The following is a 15,880-nucleotide window of genomic DNA, read 5'->3' on the forward strand; positions in this document are numbered from 1 at the left end:
AACCCGGACACTGTCCGGGTTTTTTATTGCCTGCGAAAACGCCTTACTCAGCCGCAGGCTCGGCCGGCTTGCGGCGCTTGAGCGGGGCCATGCCGTCGCTGCTCACCAGCGAATCCGGCTTCGGCCGATTGGCGCTCTTGCGCTTGGTCGGGGTCTTGGCGGCGGTTTTCTTCTTGTCGCCCTTGGCGTCGGTCTTTTTCTTCTTCACGCCGACGGCTTTGCCCGAGGCCTTGACCTTTTTCGGCCCACCGTAGGTGCCTTTGACTTCCTTGATGGTGCGGCGCTCGAAGCTCTGCTTCAGGTAGCGCTCGATGCTCGACATCAGGTTCCAGTCACCGTGGCAGATCAGCGAGATCGCCAGACCGTCGTTGCCTGCGCGGCCGGTACGACCGATGCGGTGCACGTATTCGTCGCCGCTGCGTGGCATGTCGAAGTTGATCACCAGATCCAGGCCATCAACGTCCAGACCACGGGCCGCGACGTCGGTAGCGACCAGAATCTTCACGCCGCCCTGCTTCAGACGGTCGATCGCCAGTTTGCGATCCTTCTGGTCTTTCTCGCCGTGCAGCACGAACGCTTTGTATTCCTGAGCCACGAGGCGGCCGTAGATGCGGTCGGCCATGGCCCGGGTGTTGGTGAAGACGATGGCCTTCTGGTAGGTCTCGTTGGCCAGCAGCCAGTTGACGATCTGTTCTTTGTGCTGGTTGTGATCGGCTGTGATGATCTGCTGACGGGTGGTCGAGTTCAGTTGGCTGACCGCGTTGAGCTGCAGGTGCTCAGGGTTGTTCAGCACCTTGGCGATCATCTCGCGCAGGCCGGAACCGCCGGTGGTGGCGGAGAACAGCATGGTCTGCTGACGGTTAGGGCATTCGTCGACCAGACGCTGTACGTCTTCGGCGAAGCCCATGTCGAGCATGCGGTCGGCTTCGTCGAGCACCAGCACATCGACTTCTTTGAGGTCGAGGTTGCCGGCGTTGAGTTGCTCGATCATCCGGCCCGGCGTACCGATCAGGATGTCCGGCACCTTGCGCAGCATCGCCGCTTGCACCTTGAAGTCTTCACCGCCGGTGATCAGGCCGGACTTGATGAAGGTGAACTGCGAGAAGCGTTCAACTTCTTTCAGGGTCTGCTGGGCCAGTTCGCGGGTCGGCAGCAGGATCAGGGTCTTGATGCTGACGCGAATCTTCGCCGGGCCGATCAGGCGGTTGAGGATCGGCAGGACAAAAGCGGCGGTCTTGCCGCTACCGGTTTGCGCCGTCACCCGCAGGTCACGCCCCTGGAGCGCCAGCGGAATGGCCGCTGCTTGCACAGGCGTTGGCTCGACAAATTTCAGCTCGGCCACGGCTTTGAGCAGGCGTTCGTGCAGGGCGAATTGGGAAAACACGGGTGCTACCTCGAAGATATGCAAAAAAACAGCTGCATAGGTTACCGGTTTCGAGCGCTCAGGCCGAGTTTCTTTATACAAACGGGCGTAATCAGTGGCTTTTTTGTTGCTCGATTTGTCTCCAACGGTAATACACAGCGTCTTAAATGCTCTAATCGCCCATCGCGTCTTACAGAAGAATCGTTGCTCACATGGATTTCAAACAGCTCTGGCTCAACGCCCAAGACCTCTGGGGTGCCCTCGAAAAGCACCCGTTCCTGCAATCCGGCCTGGCGCTGATGCTGCTACTGGTGATCGCGCTGGTCCTCGGACGAGTGGCGCGCTATCTGATCCTGCACGCCAGCCGCATGCTCGGGCGCCAGCCGGCGCTGCACTGGATCAACGACTTTCGCCACAACAAGGTGTTTCAGCGTCTGGCGCAGATGACGCCATCGCTGGTAATCCAGTTCGGTCTGCACCTTGTGCCGGAACTGAGCAAAACCGCGATGACCTTCCTCGGCAACGTGGCGCTGTCCTTCACCATCCTGTTCCTGCTGCTGTCGGTCAGCGCCCTGCTCAATGCGTTGCTGGACATCTATGCGCGCACCGAACACGCGCGCACCCGCTCGATCAAGGGCTATGTGCAACTGGCGAAAATGGTCTTGTACGTGTTTGGTGCGATCATCATCGTCGCCACCCTGATCGACCGTTCGCCGTTGTTGCTGCTGTCCGGTCTGGGTGCGATGTCGGCGGTGATTCTGTTGGTCTACAAGGACACCCTGCTGTCGTTCGTCGCCAGCGTACAGCTGACCAGCAACGACATGCTGCGGGTCGGCGACTGGATCGAAATGCCGCAAGTCGGCGCCGATGGCGACGTGGTCGACATCACCTTGCACACGGTCAAGGTGCAGAACTTCGACAAGACCATCGTCTCGATCCCGACCTGGCGCCTGATGTCCGAATCGTTCCGCAACTGGCGCGGCATGCAGCAGTCCGGTGGACGACGGATCAAGCGCAGCCTGTTCATCGACGCCAGCGGCGTGCGCTTCATCCGCGACGATGAAGAAGAAAAGCTCTCCCAGGTGCACCTGCTGACCGCCTACATGGGCCGCAAGAAAGCCGAACTCAAAGCGTGGAACGAGGCGCAGGGTAATGTAGCGGCAATGGCGGCCAACCGTCGGCGCATGACCAACATCGGCACCTTCCGCGCTTATGCACTGGCCTACCTGAAAAGCCATCCCGAGATCCAGCCGAACATGACCTGCATGGTGCGCCAGATGCAGACCACGGCGCAGGGCATTCCGCTGGAAATCTACTGCTTCACGACAACCACGGTGTGGGCCGATTACGAGCGGATTCAGGGGGATATTTTCGATTATCTGCTGGCGGTGCTGCCGGAGTTTGGCTTGAGCCTGTATCAGCAGCCGAGTGGCGGAGATTTGCGTTCGGGGTTGTTGCCGGCGGTGCTGGGTTCGGCGCACATTGCGGAACCGCAAAAACACCTCATGTAACCCACAATTCATGTAGGAGCTGCCGAAGGCTGCGATCTTTTGATTTTAAAGATTAAAAGATCGCAGCCTTCGGCAGCTCCTACACCGGGTCATGCGGTGCGGCGGATACCCAACCGGCTGATCCATACGGCCGCCAGGATGACACTCCCGCCAAGCAACAGCCTTCCCAGTTCCTCATGCTGATTCCAGATCAGCAGATTCAGCAGCAGCCCCACCGGCACATGCAGGTTGTTCATCACCGCCAGCGTGCCACCGTTGACCATGCACGCGCCCTTGTTCCACCAGTACATGCCCAGCGCGGTGGAGACCAGGCCGAGAAACAGCAACACACCCCACTGCAGCGGTGCTTCGGGCAGGAAGTTGGCTTTGCCGAACAGCAGAAACGCCGGCAACACCACCGCCAGTGCGCCGAGGTAGAAGAAGCCGAAACGCCGGTAATGCGGCAGGTCGCTCGGGTGTTTCGCCACCAGATGCTTGTACAGCACCTGGCCGGCGGCGTAGGTGAAGTTCGCCAGTTGCAGCAACAGGAAACCCATGAAGAAATCCGGGTTGATCCGATCAAAACGAATCACTGCCGCACCGCCCACCGCTACCAATGCAGCGACCAGCGCCCATGGATTGAAGCGTCGGTTCAACGCATCTTCGATCAACGTCACATGCAACGGTGTGAGGATGGTGAACAGCAGCACCTCCGGCACCGTCAATACGCGAAAGCTCAGGTACAGGCAGACGTAGGTGATGCCGAACTGCAACGCGCCGATCAGCAGCATGCCGCGCATGAACGAAGGTTCCACCGAACGCCAGCGGGTCAGCGGGATGAACACCAGCCCGGCCAGCACCACACGCACCAGTACCGCGAAGTAGCTGTCGACGTGCCCGGCGAGGTATTCGCCGATCAGACTGAAGGAAAACGCCTGGATCAGCGTGACAAAAAGTAGATAGCCCATGGTCGCCTCTGTTTCGAATGGCGGCGACGATAGCGGTTTTTACGCCAGACCGCGAACCTCAGGCAACACTGAACCCTGTGGGAGCGAGCTTGCTCGCGAAGGCATCGTGTCAGTCGACGAATATTTGACTGACACACCGCCTTCGCGAGCAAGCCCGCTCCCACAGGGGTTACACGTTGCTCAGATAATCTCAGGCAAAAAAAAGCCCGATTTCGCTAAAGCGTTCAATCGGGCTACAGCACTCAGGAGCAACAAGTGCAAAGGGAGGTTCGATGCGCGTAGAGCCTTGAAGGGGTTGCGCCAGGTCACTTAAACAAGCGGCGATTATCTGGCGATTAACCTATCAAGCGACTTGGGACAGTTTGGCGTTGGCCTGATTCAAGCCCTTCTCCTGGAAGTCGCCGCCCAGGTTCATGCCTTCGGCGTGAATGAAGGTCACGTCGTGGATGCCGATGAAGCCCATGACCTGGCGCAGGTACGGTTCCTGATGGTCGGCCGGGCCGCCGGCGTAGATCCCGCCGCGAGCGGTGAGCACGTAGGCACGTTTGCCGCTGAGCAGGCCTTGCGGGCCGGTTTCGGTGTACTTGAAGGTCACACCGGCGCGCAGCACGTGGTCGAGCCAGGCTTTCAGAGTGCTCGGGATCGCGAAGTTGTACATCGGCGCTGCCATCACCAATACGTCGGCGGCCAGCAACTCTTCGGTCAATTCGTTGGAGCGGTCCAGCGACGATTGTTCGTCGGCGTTGCGCTGTTCGGCAGACTTCATCCAGCCACCCAGCAGGTTGGCGTCCAGGTGGGGTACCGGGTTCACGGCGAGGTCACGCACGGTGATCTGATCGTTGGGGTGCGCCGCTTTCCACTGACCGATGAAGGTCTGGGTCAGTTGACGGGAAACCGAGTCTTGCTGGCGGGCGCTGCTTTCGATGATCAGAACGCGGGACATGGTGTGTAGTCTCCATCCGAGAATGTTGTAGGTCGATGGAGTGAAGGTTAAACAGGGTTGTATCGATGAAAAAGCGCAAATAATTGCTGCAAAGCATCGAATAATTCGTTTAGATGCACTTGCCCCCTGTGGGAGCGAGCTTGCTCGCGAAAGCGGTGTGTCATTCAACAATGATGTCGACTGAAACGGCCACTTCGCGAGCAAGCTCGCTCCCACAAGGGATTGACGCCGTTATTTCGGGCTGCAACTCAGTTCAATGCGCAGCCTGATGATCTCGCGAGAGAACTTGGCCGTGGCGTTCGTATGCTTGCGGGCCGGGACTTCGATGTTGCGCGTACGTGGCGCTTCCGGGCCATTGTTGAAAACGGCTTTGCAGACGGCATCGACATCACCGAAGTTGACCACTTTTATGGAGCCGATGTCCTTGTCGGTGTCATAGGTTTCGTAGTCGATCTTCAAGCCATTGAGGTTCTTCTGCACATCGATCGGGTAAGCAAACGCAGTCAGCGGCAGCAACGCGAGCACCACACAACAGAATTTTTTCATTCGCCAGTCTCCATGAGGGACGGCCAGCTTAGGACAAGAGGAGCTATTGATGAAAGCGCCCCGCGTGACCCTTGATCAATGGCGAACATTGCAGGCCGTGGTCGATCACGGCGGCTTCGCCCAAGCCGCCGAGGCACTGCACCGTTCGCAATCATCGGTGAGTTACACCGTCGCCCGCATGCAGGACCAGCTCGGCGTGCCCTTGCTGCGCATTGACGGGCGTAAGGCGGTGCTCACCGAAGCCGGTGGCGTACTGTTGCGCCGCTCGCGGCAACTGGTGAAACAGGCCAGCCAACTGGAAGACCTCGCCCACCACATGGAGCAAGGTTGGGAGGCCGAGGTGCGGCTGGTGGTCGATGCGGCCTACCCGAGCGCACGTATCGTCCGGGCGCTGACCGCGTTCATGCCGCAAAGTCGTGGCTGCCGCGTGCGGCTGCGCGAGGAGGTGTTGTCGGGGGTCGAAGAAGTGCTGCTGGAAGGCGTGGCCGATCTGGCGATCACCGGTCTGAGCATTCCCGGCTATCTTGGTGCGGAATTGAGCGATGTCGAGTTTGTTGCCGTCGCCCACCCGGACCACGCCTTGCATAGGCTCAATCGCGAACTGAGCTTCCAGGATCTGGAAACCCAGATGCAGGTGGTGATTCGCGACTCCGGGCGCCAGCAGCCACGCGACGTCGGCTGGCTGGGTGCCGAACAGCGCTGGACGGTCGGCAGCCTTGCCACTGCCGCAACGTTCGTCAGCAGCGGCCTGGGTTTCGCCTGGTTGCCCCGACACATGATCGAACGTGAATTGAAGGAAGGCACGCTCAAGCTGCTACCGTTGGTTCAGGGCGGCAGCCGCAACCCGAGTTTCTATCTGTACTCGAACAAGGACAAACCGCTGGGCCCGGCGACACAAATCCTCATCGAACTGCTGCGTACCTTCGACACCTTGCCGCTGGACGCACCGTTCGCCGCCCCCGAACAAGCCTGACACGGAGTTCACCGATGGCGTATTTCGAGCACGAAGGTTGCAACCTGCACTACGAGGAATATGGCCACGGTACGCCGTTGCTGCTGGTTCACGGGCTCGGCTCAAGCACCCTGGACTGGGAAATGCAGATTCCGGCACTGTCGGCGCATTACCGGGTGATCGTCCCGGACATACGCGGTCACGGTCGCTCGGACAAACCCCGCGAGCGCTACAGCATCGCCGGTTTCAGCGCTGACCTGCTGGCGTTGCTCGACCACTTGCACCTCGGTCCGGTGCATTACGTCGGCCTGTCGATGGGCGGGATGATCGGCTTTCAGTTCGGCGTCGATCAGCCGCAAAGGCTCAAAAGCCTGACCATCGTCAACAGCGCCCCCGAAGTCAAACTCCGCAGCCGCGACGATTACTGGCAGTGGTTCAAACGCTGGAGCCTGATGCGTGTGCTAAGCCTGGGAACCATCGGCAAGGCGCTGGGCGGCAAACTTTTTCCGAAACCGGAACAGGCTGATTTGCGGCAGAAAATGTCCGAACGCTGGGCAAAAAACGACAAACGTGCTTATCTCGCCAGCTTCGATGCGATTGTTGGCTGGGGCGTTCAGGAACGACTTTCCCGGGTGACCTGTCCAACCCTCATCGTCACTGCCGACCGTGACTACACACCGGTGGCGCTGAAAGAAACCTATGTAAAACTGCTGCCCGATGCGCGGCTGGTGGTCATCGCCGATTCGCGCCACGCCACCCCGCTCGATCAACCCGACCGCTTCAATCAAACGCTGCTGGAGTTTCTCGCCGCAGCCGACATTCAATCTCAGGATCACTGACCCATGCTGAAAAAACTCGCCCTCGCCGCCGGCACCGTGCTGTTCGCTGCCAACCTGATGGCTGCCACCCCGGCCAAAGCGCCGCACGTGCTGCTGGACACCACCAACGGCCAGATCGAAATCGAACTGGACCCGGTCAAGGCGCCGATCAGTACCAAAAACTTTCTGGATTACGTCAACAGCGGCTTTTACACCAACACCATTTTCCACCGCGTGATCCCGGGCTTCATGGCTCAGGGCGGCGGTTTCACGCCACAGCTGCAGCAGAAAGAAACCAAGGCGCCGATCAAGAACGAACACAAAAACGGTCTGGCCAACGTTCGCGGCACCTTGTCCATGGCGCGCACCTCCGTACCCGATTCGGCGACCAGCCAGTTCTTCATCAACGTCAAGGACAACGACTTCCTCGACCAGGGTGATGGCTACGCCGTATTCGGCAAAGTGGTCAAAGGCATGGACGTGGTCGACATCATCGTCAACTCGCCAACCACCACCAAACAGGGCATGCAGAACGTGCCTTCCGACCCTGTGATCATCAAGTCGGCCAAAGTCATCGACTAAGCTGTACAGGGCGTATCGAGCGGCGCGGGCCTGATGCCACGCCGCTCACACCGATAAAAGGAGAGCCCGGCCTCCGGGCGGTTATCTGATGCTCTATCGCCGTTTCGAACAACTGATCGACATATTCCGCGACGCTCCGACGGCGGCTCCGCCCAATCGCGTGCTGCCCTTCTATACCTATTACCTGAAACAAGTCTGGCCGAGCTTTGCCGCGCTGTTGGTGGTCGGTCTGTTTGCTGCGTTGATCGAAGTGGCGCTGTTCAGTTACCTGAGCCGCATCATCGACCTGGCCCAGGGCACACCCAACCCGAATTTCTTCAGCGACCACGCCCTCGAACTGACGTGGATGGTGGTGGTTGCGCTGGTACTGCGGCCGATCTTTTTCGGCCTGCACGACCTGCTGGTGCACCAGACCCTGAGCCCGGGGATGACCAGCATGATCCGCTGGCAGAATCACAGCTATGTGCTCAAACAGAGCCTGAATTTCTTCCAGAATGACTTCGCCGGGCGCATCGCCCAACGCATCATGCAGACCGGCAACTCGCTGCGTGACTCCGCCGTGCAAGCGGTCGACGCGTTGTGGCATGTGGTGATCTACGCGATCAGTTCGCTGGTGCTGTTCGCCGAAGCCGACTGGCGCCTGATGATCCCGCTGCTGACGTGGATCGCCGCCTACATCGGCGCCCTGTATTACTTCGTGCCACGGGTCAAGGATCGCTCGGTGGAGGCCTCCGATGCGCGCTCGAAACTGATGGGGCGGATCGTCGACGGCTACACCAACATCGCCACACTGAAGCTGTTTGCCCACACCAACTTTGAACAGCATTACGCCAGGGAAGCCATTGAGGAACAGACGGTCAAGGCGCAGATGGCCGGCCGCGTGGTGACCAGCATGGACGTGGCAATCACCGCCATGAACGGCCTGCTGATCGTCGGCACCACCGCGCTGGCGCTGTGGCTGTGGACGCAGTCGTTGATCACGGTCGGCGCTATCGCGCTGGCTACGGGTCTGGTGATTCGCATCGTCAACATGTCCGGCTGGATCATGTGGGTGGTCACTGGCATCTTCGAAAACATCGGCATGGTCCAGGACGGTCTGCAGACCATCTCACAACCGGTCAGCGTCACTGATCGCGAACAGGCCAAACCACTGGCGGTGGCCCATGGCGAAGTGCGTTTCGAGCATGTGGATTTTCACTACGGCAAGAAGAAAGGCATCATCGGCGACCTCAACCTGACCATCAAACCGGGCGAGAAAATCGGCTTGATCGGGCCGTCCGGCGCCGGCAAATCGACATTGGTCAACCTGCTGCTGCGCCTGTACGACGTCGAGGGCGGACGGATCCTGATCGATGGGCAGAACATCGCCGAAGTCGGCCAGGAAAGCCTGCGCGCACGGATCGGCATGATCACGCAGGACACCTCCCTGCTGCACCGCTCGATCCGCGACAACTTGCTGTACGGCAAGCCTGACGCCACCGACGCCGAACTCTGGGATGCGGTGCACAAGGCTCGCGCCGACGAGTTCATTCCGTTGCTGTCGGACGCCGAGGGCCGCACCGGTTTCGATGCGCACGTCGGCGAGCGCGGGGTGAAGCTGTCCGGCGGCCAGCGTCAGCGCATCGCGATTGCTCGCGTGCTGCTCAAGGACGCGCCGATCCTGATCATGGACGAAGCGACCTCGGCACTCGACTCGGAGGTCGAAGCGGCGATTCAGGAAAGCCTGGAAACCCTGATGCAAGGCAAAACCGTGATCGCCATCGCTCACCGCCTCTCGACCATCGCCCGCATGGATCGGCTGGTGGTGCTGGAAAACGGCAAGATCGCCGAGAGCGGCACCCACGCCGAACTGCTGGCGCATCGCGGGTTGTATGCGCGGTTGTGGGCGCACCAGACCGGAGGATTTGTCGGCATCGATTGATCACAAAAAATCTGACTTTGTGAACTTTTGTGGCGAGGGAGCTTGCTCCCGCTCGACTGCGCAGCAGGCGCAAAGCCCGCCAACTGTGCGAGTCTGACACTACCGGTGCAGATAGTTTTGGGACAGCTTCGCTGTCCAGCGGGAGCAAGCTCCCTCGCCACACAATGTTTGTCCGCCAAAAAACCGCCCCAGCCCGCCAACCACGGGCTCTGGCGGTTTTTTCATGGCTGCTGGCAATCCATCCAAAGCCTGCTGTACTCAGCCAAGGCTCCAGCAGGGAGCCTGTCGTAAATCTGCAAGGAAGCACAACTCGATACAGTCTCGATAGCACGCCTATCAAGGACTCTCTCATGTCTCTGTTCAAACGTTCAGTCACTGAGTTGTTGGGTACGTTCTGGCTGGTTCTGGGTGGATGCGGCAGTGCAGTGCTCGCTGCGTCTTCGCCTTTGGGCATTGGAGTGCTGGGGGTGGCCCTGGCGTTTGGTCTGACGGTGCTGACCATGGCGTTCGCCATTGGCCACATCAGCGGATGTCATCTCAACCCGGCCGTCTCGGTCGGTCTGTTCGTTGGCGGCCGGTTTCCGGCCAAAGAGTTGCCCGCCTATATCATCGCGCAGGTGCTCGGCGCGATTCTCGCCGCGGCGCTGATTGCGCACATTGCCAGCGGCAAGGAGGGTTTCGATATTGCCGCAGGTCTGGCCTCCAATGGGTATGGCGAGCACTCGCCGGGCAAATACTCGATGGCCGCAGGCTTTGTCACCGAACTGGTGATGACCGCCATGTTCGTGATCATCATCCTTGGTGCCACCGACAAACGCGCTCCGGCGGGCCTTGCACCGATCGCCATCGGCCTGGGTCTGACGTTGATTCACCTGATCTCGATCCCGGTCACCAACACCTCGGTCAACCCGGCGCGCAGCACCGGGCCGGCGCTGATGGTCGGCGGCTGGGCGATCGCGCAGTTGTGGATGTTCTGGGTCGCGCCGCTGCTGGGCGCGGTGGTTGGCGGCGGAATCTATCGCTGGCTGGGTAAAGAGGAATCCTGAAACCACTACCTCCCCTGTAGGAGCTGCCGGAGGCTGCGATCTTTTGACTTTTAAAGAGCAAAAGATCGCAGCCTCCGGCAGCTCCTACAGGGGTCTAGGCTTGGCGGTAAGGCAAGGCTGTTCTGGCTTCCTCGGCGTACGCAAGGACGCCAGCGCGCTCTTGCTGCAGAAAATCCTTCACCGCCGCTTTCAACCCGGGATGGCGCAGGTAGTGCCACGAATGCGTGATCACCGGTTCAAAGCCGCGAATCAGTTTATGTTCACCCTGGGCCCCCGCATCAAAGCGCTGATACCCCTGGGCAATCGCGTAATCCATGCCTTGATAGAAACACGTCTCGAAATGCAGCCGGTCAAACTCGGCCAGACATCCCCAATAGCGTCCATAGAAGCTGTCGCCCCCGACCAGACTGAAGGCCATCGCCACCGGCCGTGAACCCTGCCTGGCGAAGACCACCCGAATCGCCTCCGGCATCCGCGCAGCCAGCAGACTGAAGAACTCGCGCGTCAGGTACGGCGCCTGTCGGCGCACGGCATAAGTGTTGGCATAGCAGGCGTAGACAAAATCCCATTGCGCCTCGTCCAGCTCACGCCCTTCCAGCCATTCGAATTCGAAGCCCTGCCCCGCCACTTGCTCGCGCTCCTTGCGCATCTGCTTGCGCTTGCGCGAGCTGAGCACGTCGAGAAAATCCTGAAAGTCCCGGTAACCGCGATTCTGCCAGTGGTACTGACAGCCGATGCGTTGCAGCCAGCCCGGTTGCTCGGCCATGGCGGCGTCGGTGAACGGGTCGGTGAAATTGATGTGTGCGCTGGAAAGTTCTTCGATTTCCAGATAACCCGGCAGGCTCTTGAGCAGTTCGAATCCGTCCTCGACATTCGCCGCCAGCAAGCGCGGGCCACTGACCGGACTGAACGGCACCGCTGTCAGCAGCTTGGGGTAGTAATCGATCCCGGCACGGGCGCAGGCATCGGCCCAACCGTGATCAAAGACGTACTCGCCGTAGGAATGCCATTTGCGATAACTGGGCAGCGCGGCGATCAACCGATTGTCTTCAACATGCAGCAGATGCTCGGGTTGCCAGCCGGTGTGCGGGCCGACGCTGCCACTGTCCTCCAGTGCGCCGAGGAACGCATGGCGCAGAAACGGCTGGTTCTCGGGCACCAGCGCATCCCAGGTCGCGGGGGCGATTTCTGACAGGTTTTGCACACGTTGCAACGGCATCAACTGGCTCTCCACATCTTGGCGTCAAAGCCCCGCGAGTATCGCTGATCAGCTTCCATTGCACACGCTCATTCGGGCGACAGTGCTCTGGCTCAAGAGTTCACGAAGACTTTGCATCGTCATCGACATGACATCACTTAGCCACTGCTCTGTCATAAACCATCGCGATACTCGCTCCTGTTTTTAGAGCGCCGGGTTCTACCCGGACACTGTTTTCCGACGTGCGCGTCGGTGTGCCCAGGATGGTTCAGCCATCCCTCTCATCTTCGGAGATTGCTATGCGTCTTGCTTCCACGAAAACTGCGGCGGCCCTGTGCGGTGGCCTGTTGCTGGCCATGAGCGTTCCGGCCAGTGCTGCAGTCGACGCCAAACTGCTCGACATGCTCAAGGCTAACGGTTCCATTTCCCAGGCGCAGTACATTGAACTGCAAACTGAACTGGCCAAGGATCAGAAGGCTCAGCAAATCGCGCAGCAGGCGCAGCAAGAGACCAACGAGCAAATCGCGGCAACCGCGAAGAAAACCAATGAGCTGAGCTCCTTCGACCAGAAACTTGCCTGGGCCGCCAAGACCCAGTTCAAGGGTGACGTGCGTATCCGTCAGGAGACCGTCAAGATCGACGGTGAATCCAACAATGGTGGTCGCGACAAGGATCGCCAGCGTATCCGTGCCCGCCTCGGCGCCTACACCGAGATCAACCCGCAAGTCGACACCGGTATCCGTATTGCCACCGGCGGCGGTGACGATGCCCGTTCGACCAACCAGGACATGGACAACTACTTCGACAAGAAGCAGATCTGGCTCGATCTGGGTTACATCGACTACCACCCCGATGCCATCAAGAACCTGCACGTGATCGGCGGCAAGATGCTGCAACCGTGGGTCAGCATGGGCGATGTGATCTGGGACAGCGACATCAACCCGGAAGGTCTGGCCGTGACCTACAAATACCCGCTGGGCAGCAGCGCCGAACTGTTCGGCAGCCTGGGTAACTACACCCTCAAGGACAACGTCGACGGCGAAGGCGTGCAATTTCGCCACGACCTGCGCCTGACCGCTGGCCAGTTGGGCAGCCGCTTCGCGATTACCGACAACCTGAAACTGACCCTGGGCGGCAGCGTCTACGCCTACCAGAACGACGAGGACAGCCGTTGCACCGGGACGTCCACACCGTGCGCACTGTCGGTCAACGGCAACTCCGCCAACAACGAATTCCGTCTGTACGAGGGTTTCAGCCAGATCGATATCGGTGGTTTGCCAATGCCGCTGTCGTTCTACGGCCAGTACGTGAAGAACAACGATGCGGTGACCGATGCCGACACTGCGTGGCTGGTCGGCGCCAAGTCGAAAGTCTTCGGCCTGAACCTGGACTACAACTATCGTGACGTACAGCGTGACGCCGTGGTCGGCGCGTTCACCGACTCCGACTTCGCCAACGGCACCACCGGTTCGCGCGGCCACAAGTTCAAGGTCGGTTACGACATCGACAAGAACTTCGCCATCGGCGCCACCTACTTCCTGACCAAGGCCGACTTCTCCAGCCGTACCCAGCGTGACGCAGACACCAACACCCTGCAGCTGGACGCGGAAGCGAAGTTCTAAAAAAGCGTCACCTGTAGCCTGACGCGGGCGGGACGATCCCCATCATCCGTTCGTTTCATCCGCGTCGGGCTATTTTTTGCAGGATGCAAAAAACATGTAGGAGCTGCCGGAGGCTGCGATCTTTTGATCCTTGAAAACAAGATCAAAAGATCGCAGCCTCCGGCAGCTCCTACAGGAGATTATCTTTGCGGCGTTGCTCGGCCAGGCGCTCAGCCAGCGCATCCATACCCTCTTGCGGCTTCTCCGGCATCGCCTTCAACGTGGCCTGCATCAAACGCATCTGGCGAATGAAACGCCGGCAGTTAGGGCAGAACATCAGGTGATGGCGCACCAACAGTCTCTCGCGAAAGCTCAACTGGCCATCGAGGTAATCGCTGGAGCGCGCTACTTGTTCCTTGCAGGTCAGCATTCGCCGGTCTCCTCAAAATGCTCCACCGTGGCGAAGACTTTCAGCCGCGCACGATGCAGCAGCACACGGACATTGGAGAGCGAGATCTCCAGAAGATTACAGATCTCCTCCAGCTCCAGGCCCTGACGCTCGCGCAGCAGCAAAACACTGCTTTGCAGTTCCGACAGGCTGAGCAAGGTGTGCTCCAGGCAGTCGCGCAATTCGCTTTCCGTCAGCAAGGCTTCCGGCGTGTCCTGATGCCAGGCGAACGGCGCCACCAGCCAATGACCGTCACCGGGAGAAAAGCGATCATCGTCGATGGTGCCGTGGGGTGACGGCAGGTCATCCATCAAGACTTCGCGACGATTTTGTTTGTAACGACTCTTGGCCGAGTTGGCAGTGATGGTCAGCAGCCAGGTCTTGAGACTGGAACGGCCCTCGAAGCTACCGATGTGGCGCACCACCGAAAGCCAGGCGTCCTGCACCACTTCTTCGACATGACGTTGGCCGACAATCGCGTAAGCCACAGCGCGCATGGCGCTCTGGTAGGTGCTGACCAGTTCCTTGAAAGCTCTTTGCTCACCGGCCAACAGGCGTTCGAGCAGTTGGGTGTCGTCCGTTGCGGCCATGCGCGCCTCGTTTGCAATACCGATTAACGTTAACCACTCGAACCTGTGGCGAGCGAGCTTGCTCGCGCTCGGCTGCGCAGCAGTCGCAAAACCGGCGATTGCGGTTCTTCAACAAGACCGCAATCGCCGGTTTTGGGAGCGCTACGCACTCCAGCGGGAGCAAGCTCCCTCGCCACAAGGGCGGGTAACTCAGCGCTTGCGCAGAATCACGCTGCCGATCGAGTAACCGGCGCCGAACGAGCTCAGCACGGCCAGCGAACCGGCGGCCAGATCGTCCTGATACTTGTGGAAGGCAATCACCGAGCCGGCAGAGCTGGTGTTGGCGTAGGTGTCGAGAATCACCGGGGCTTCTTCTTCGGTGGCTTCACGACCCAGCAGCTTGCGCACGATCAGGTGGTTCATGCTCAGGTTGGCCTGGTGCAGCCAGAAGCGCTTGACGTCGCCGACGTTGAGTTTGTTCTCTTCCAGATGCTCACCGATCAGCTCGGCAACCATCGGGCAGACATCCTTGAACACCTTGCGGCCTTCCTGCACGAACAGTTTGTCGCGGGCCCCGATGCCCTCCTCCGCCGCACGGTTGAGGAAGCCGAAGTTGTTGCGAATGTTGTTGGAGAACTTGGTCAGCAGTTTGGTGCTGACCACATCGAACTGGTACTTGGAGGTCGCCAGGTCAGCGCGTTCGATGATGACTGCCGTCGCCGCGTCGCCGAAGATGAAGTGGCTGTCGCGGTCGCGGAAGTTCAGGTGACCGGTGCAGACTTCCGGGTTGACCATCAGGATCGCCCGGGCCTGACCCAGTTGCACGCTGTTGGCCGCAGCCTGAATGCCGAAGGTCGCCGAGGAGCAGGCCACGTTCATGTCGAAACCGAAGCCCTGAATGCCCAGTGCTTCCTGGACTTCGATGGCGATGGCCGGGTAGGCGCGTTGCAGATTGGAGCAGGCGACGATCACGCCGTCGATGTCGGCGGCGGTCTTGCCGGCACGTTGCAGGGCCTGTTCGGCGGCGCCGATGGCCATCTGGCAGAGGACTGACCATTCGTCGTTGGAGCGTTCCGGCAGACGCGGGGCCATGCGTTGCGGATCGAGAATGCCATCCTTGTCCATGACAAAGCGGCTCTTGATACCAGAGGCCTTTTCGATGAACGCGGCGCTGGATTCGGTCAGCGCCTGGACTTCACCGCGGGCGATGGCATCGGCGTTGTCGGCGTTGAACTGCGCGACGTAGGTATTGAAAGACTGCACCAGCTCTTCGTTGGAAATGCTGTTGGCCGGGGTGTACAGGCCGGTGCCGCTGATGACGACGTTATGCATGGTCGTTTCTCTAATCTGTTCAGGCAGAAAGCGCTGGCACCGACGTACCAACACACAAAGGGTCTGTTCCCGTCCGGGGACGCTGACCTGGCATCGCTTTATT

The 15,880-nt window shown here is 59.9% G+C and carries 15 protein-coding genes; 7 read left to right on the forward strand and 8 right to left on the reverse strand.

The features are described 5' to 3' along the window. Nucleotides 1-43: 43 nt before the first annotated feature. Nucleotides 44-1,384: a DEAD/DEAH box helicase gene (locus B1722_RS06930; protein ID WP_086791962.1), complete on the reverse strand. Its 1,341-nt coding sequence runs from the start codon at nt 1,382-1,384 to the stop codon at nt 44-46. Between the two features lie 191 nt (nt 1,385-1,575). Between B1722_RS06930 and B1722_RS06935 the strand changes: the two genes are divergently transcribed. Continuing rightward, nucleotides 1,576-2,874 (forward strand): mechanosensitive ion channel family protein, encoded by a 1,299-nt coding sequence (locus B1722_RS06935; protein ID WP_086791964.1) that lies wholly within the window; start codon nt 1,576-1,578, stop codon nt 2,872-2,874. Nucleotides 2,875-2,963: 89 nt separating this feature from the next. On the opposite strand, the gene B1722_RS06940 is transcribed toward B1722_RS06935, so the two are convergent. The 3 genes from B1722_RS06940 to B1722_RS06950 form a co-directional block, all read right to left on the reverse strand. Further along, nucleotides 2,964-3,821 carry a carboxylate/amino acid/amine transporter gene (locus tag B1722_RS06940; protein WP_086791966.1) on the reverse strand — a complete coding sequence of 286 codons (858 nt, stop codon included), beginning with the start codon at nt 3,819-3,821 and terminating at the stop codon, nt 2,964-2,966. Nucleotides 3,822-4,164: 343 nt separating this feature from the next. After that, nucleotides 4,165-4,764: an FMN-dependent NADH-azoreductase gene (locus B1722_RS06945; protein ID WP_041070251.1), complete on the reverse strand. Its 600-nt coding sequence runs from the start codon at nt 4,762-4,764 to the stop codon at nt 4,165-4,167. 231 nt (nt 4,765-4,995) lie between these two features. Further along, the gene (locus B1722_RS06950; protein WP_086791968.1) at nt 4,996-5,310 is read right to left on the reverse strand and encodes a 3-phosphoglycerate kinase; all 315 of its coding nucleotides are present in this window, start codon (nt 5,308-5,310) and stop codon (nt 4,996-4,998) included. Between the two features lie 49 nt (nt 5,311-5,359). On the opposite strand from B1722_RS06950, the gene B1722_RS06955 reads away from it, so the two are divergent. The 5 genes from B1722_RS06955 (at nt 5,360) to aqpZ (ending at nt 10,629) form a co-directional block, all read left to right on the forward strand. Then, the gene (locus B1722_RS06955; protein ID WP_041070257.1) at nt 5,360-6,283 is read left to right on the forward strand and encodes a LysR family transcriptional regulator; all 924 of its coding nucleotides are present in this window, start codon (nt 5,360-5,362) and stop codon (nt 6,281-6,283) included. A gap of 14 nt (nt 6,284-6,297) precedes the next feature. Beyond that, nucleotides 6,298-7,101 (forward strand): alpha/beta fold hydrolase, encoded by an 804-nt coding sequence (locus tag B1722_RS06960; RefSeq protein WP_086791970.1) that lies wholly within the window; start codon nt 6,298-6,300, stop codon nt 7,099-7,101. Between the two features lie 3 nt (nt 7,102-7,104). Beyond that, nucleotides 7,105-7,662, forward strand: coding sequence for a peptidylprolyl isomerase (locus B1722_RS06965; protein WP_086791972.1), 558 nt, complete (start codon nt 7,105-7,107; stop codon nt 7,660-7,662). A gap of 88 nt (nt 7,663-7,750) precedes the next feature. Continuing rightward, the gene (locus tag B1722_RS06970) at nt 7,751-9,583 is read left to right on the forward strand and encodes an ABC transporter ATP-binding protein (RefSeq protein WP_086791974.1); all 1,833 of its coding nucleotides are present in this window, start codon (nt 7,751-7,753) and stop codon (nt 9,581-9,583) included. 350 nt (nt 9,584-9,933) lie between these two features. Continuing rightward, on the forward strand, nt 9,934-10,629 hold the full coding sequence (gene aqpZ / locus B1722_RS06975; RefSeq protein WP_041070268.1) for an aquaporin Z: 696 nt from the start codon (nt 9,934-9,936) through the stop codon (nt 10,627-10,629). Nucleotides 10,630-10,723: 94 nt separating this feature from the next. Here aqpZ and B1722_RS06980 read toward each other — a convergent pair whose 3' ends face one another. Further along, nucleotides 10,724-11,848, reverse strand: a complete 1,125-nt coding sequence (locus B1722_RS06980; RefSeq protein ID WP_086791976.1) for a GNAT family N-acetyltransferase — start codon at nt 11,846-11,848, stop codon at nt 10,724-10,726. 278 nt (nt 11,849-12,126) lie between these two features. Between B1722_RS06980 and B1722_RS06985 the strand changes: the two genes are divergently transcribed. Further along, nucleotides 12,127-13,449 (forward strand): putative porin, encoded by a 1,323-nt coding sequence (locus tag B1722_RS06985; RefSeq protein WP_007966005.1) that lies wholly within the window; start codon nt 12,127-12,129, stop codon nt 13,447-13,449. A gap of 169 nt (nt 13,450-13,618) precedes the next feature. Here B1722_RS06985 and B1722_RS06990 read toward each other — a convergent pair whose 3' ends face one another. From B1722_RS06990 to B1722_RS07000, 3 genes are all read right to left on the reverse strand, one after another. Continuing rightward, nucleotides 13,619-13,858: an anti-sigma factor gene (locus B1722_RS06990; protein ID WP_041070273.1), complete on the reverse strand. Its 240-nt coding sequence runs from the start codon at nt 13,856-13,858 to the stop codon at nt 13,619-13,621. Next, a complete protein-coding gene (locus B1722_RS06995; protein WP_086791978.1) occupies nt 13,852-14,466 on the reverse strand; it encodes an RNA polymerase sigma factor in 615 nt (204 codons plus the stop codon). The genes B1722_RS06990 and B1722_RS06995 overlap by 7 nt, the downstream gene beginning before the upstream one ends. A gap of 189 nt (nt 14,467-14,655) precedes the next feature. Beyond that, nucleotides 14,656-15,777 (reverse strand): beta-ketoacyl-ACP synthase III, encoded by a 1,122-nt coding sequence (locus tag B1722_RS07000; RefSeq protein WP_047292361.1) that lies wholly within the window; start codon nt 15,775-15,777, stop codon nt 14,656-14,658. Nucleotides 15,778-15,880 lie beyond the last annotated feature (103 nt).

Source organism: Pseudomonas sp. SCPG-7 (genome assembly GCF_002156405.1).
GTDB classification, from domain to species: Bacteria; Pseudomonadota; Gammaproteobacteria; order Pseudomonadales; family Pseudomonadaceae; genus Aquipseudomonas; species Aquipseudomonas parakoreensis.

What these genes read in the sequence shown, in the direction of transcription:
- B1722_RS06935 (WP_086791964.1), top strand. Translation starts at nt 1,576, where the DNA reads ATGGATTTCAAACAGCTCTGGCTCAACGCCCAAGACCTCTGGGGTGCC.
- B1722_RS06940 (WP_086791966.1), bottom strand. Translation starts at nt 3,821, where the DNA reads ATGGGCTATCTACTTTTTGTCACGCTGATCCAGGCGTTTTCCTTCAGT.
- B1722_RS06945 (WP_041070251.1), bottom strand. Translation starts at nt 4,764, where the DNA reads ATGTCCCGCGTTCTGATCATCGAAAGCAGCGCCCGCCAGCAAGACTCG.
- B1722_RS06950 (WP_086791968.1), bottom strand. Translation starts at nt 5,310, where the DNA reads ATGAAAAAATTCTGTTGTGTGGTGCTCGCGTTGCTGCCGCTGACTGCG.
- B1722_RS06955 (WP_041070257.1), top strand. Translation starts at nt 5,360, where the DNA reads ATGAAAGCGCCCCGCGTGACCCTTGATCAATGGCGAACATTGCAGGCC.
- B1722_RS06960 (WP_086791970.1), top strand. Translation starts at nt 6,298, where the DNA reads ATGGCGTATTTCGAGCACGAAGGTTGCAACCTGCACTACGAGGAATAT.
- B1722_RS06965 (WP_086791972.1), top strand. Translation starts at nt 7,105, where the DNA reads ATGCTGAAAAAACTCGCCCTCGCCGCCGGCACCGTGCTGTTCGCTGCC.
- B1722_RS06970 (WP_086791974.1), top strand. Translation starts at nt 7,751, where the DNA reads ATGCTCTATCGCCGTTTCGAACAACTGATCGACATATTCCGCGACGCT.
- aqpZ (WP_041070268.1), top strand. Translation starts at nt 9,934, where the DNA reads ATGTCTCTGTTCAAACGTTCAGTCACTGAGTTGTTGGGTACGTTCTGG.
- B1722_RS06980 (WP_086791976.1), bottom strand. Translation starts at nt 11,848, where the DNA reads ATGCCGTTGCAACGTGTGCAAAACCTGTCAGAAATCGCCCCCGCGACC.
- B1722_RS06985 (WP_007966005.1), top strand. Translation starts at nt 12,127, where the DNA reads ATGCGTCTTGCTTCCACGAAAACTGCGGCGGCCCTGTGCGGTGGCCTG.
- B1722_RS06990 (WP_041070273.1), bottom strand. Translation starts at nt 13,858, where the DNA reads ATGCTGACCTGCAAGGAACAAGTAGCGCGCTCCAGCGATTACCTCGAT.
- B1722_RS06995 (WP_086791978.1), bottom strand. Translation starts at nt 14,466, where the DNA reads ATGGCCGCAACGGACGACACCCAACTGCTCGAACGCCTGTTGGCCGGT.
- B1722_RS07000 (WP_047292361.1), bottom strand. Translation starts at nt 15,777, where the DNA reads ATGCATAACGTCGTCATCAGCGGCACCGGCCTGTACACCCCGGCCAAC.